Below are 1,311 nucleotides of genomic sequence, written 5' to 3' on the forward strand. Positions count from 1 at the left end.
GTGGGGGTGTCGGCGAGGATGATGCGGCCGGGGTTTTCGGTTTGGGCGGTGCGGATGAGTCCGGTGACGGCGGCGGCGGGGAGGTCGGTGATGTCTTCGTTGCCGACGGCTATGGCGCCGTGGGTGATGACGAGGAGGGTGGTGTTCTGCTTGGTGTCGTCGGTGAGGAATTGCTGGACGGCGTGGAGGGTGTCGCGGGTGACTTCGCGTGGGGTGCGGTCGCCGGAGACGATGTCCAGGACTTCGCTCGCGCCGCCGGCGTGGGCATCCGGTGCGGGTGTGGGTGTGGGTATGGGTTTCCAGTGCACGGTGTAGAGGCCGTCAGTGGTGGCGGTCGCGGTGGCGGTGCGCAGGGCGTCCTTCGACAGCGGGCGCAGTGAGAGGGACTCGATGGTCGCGACCGGCGCACCAACCGCATCCGCCACCGTTATCCCGACCGTGTCCGGGGTGTCGAGGGAGAAGCGCACGCGGACCGTGTCCGCGCCCACCGCATGGAAGGTGACACCTTCCCAGCCGAAGGGCACGAGGGCCTGGCGGTCCGGGTCCACGACTCCGGGCAGCAGGGTGTGCAGGGCGGCGTCGAGCAGGGCGGGGTGGAGCAGATAGCGTCCGGCGTCGGTGTTAGGGCCGTCGGGCAGGACGACCTCGGCGAACATGTCACCGTCGTCGCCGTGCCAGGCGCGCTTCAGGCCGCGGAATGCCGGTCCGTAGGCGTAGCCGAGCTTGTCGAGGCGCTCGTAAGCGCCGTCCAGCGACACCTCCCGCGCACCGGCCGGAGGCCACACGGTCAGCGATTCACCATCGACCGCGTCGGCCGGGGCGAGCGTGCCCCGCGCGTTCAGCGTCCACGGAACCTCACCGGCCTGCAGGGCCTGCAGGGCCTGCAGGGCCTGCTCGGGCCGGGAGTAGATCTCGACCGTGCGACGGCCGCCGCCGTCGGGCTCTGCGACGACCACCTGAAGCTGCACACCACCACGCTCCGGCAGCACCAGCGGAGCGGACAGGGTCAGGTTCTCGACGCGCCCTGCGCCGACCTGCTCGCCCGCACGAGCGACGAACTCGATGAACGCGGTCCCGGGCAGCAGCGTGCCGCCGAGCACCACGTGATCGGCGAGCCAGGAATGGGCCTGCAGTGAGACACGGCTGGTGAACAGTTGCTCTCCGCCGCTGGCCACGCTCAACGAAGCGCCCAGGATGGGGTGTTCGACCGGCAGCAGGCCAAGTCCCGCCGCGTCGGCGGGGGCGCCGACGGCGTCGAGCCAGTAGCGCTGGTGTTGGAAGGCGTAGGTGGGGAGGGTGAGGGGGGTGGTG

General features: G+C 70.8%; 1 protein-coding gene. It reads right to left on the reverse strand.

Annotated elements, in window-relative coordinates:
- Positions 1-1,311, reverse strand: a 1,311-nt coding sequence (locus tag EAO75_RS44780; RefSeq protein ID WP_187284863.1) for a polyketide synthase dehydratase domain-containing protein, incomplete at both ends; no start/stop codon positions are given.

The organism is Streptomyces sp. UW30 (assembly GCF_008042075.1).
Classification (GTDB): Bacteria; Actinomycetota; Actinomycetes; order Streptomycetales; family Streptomycetaceae; genus Streptomyces.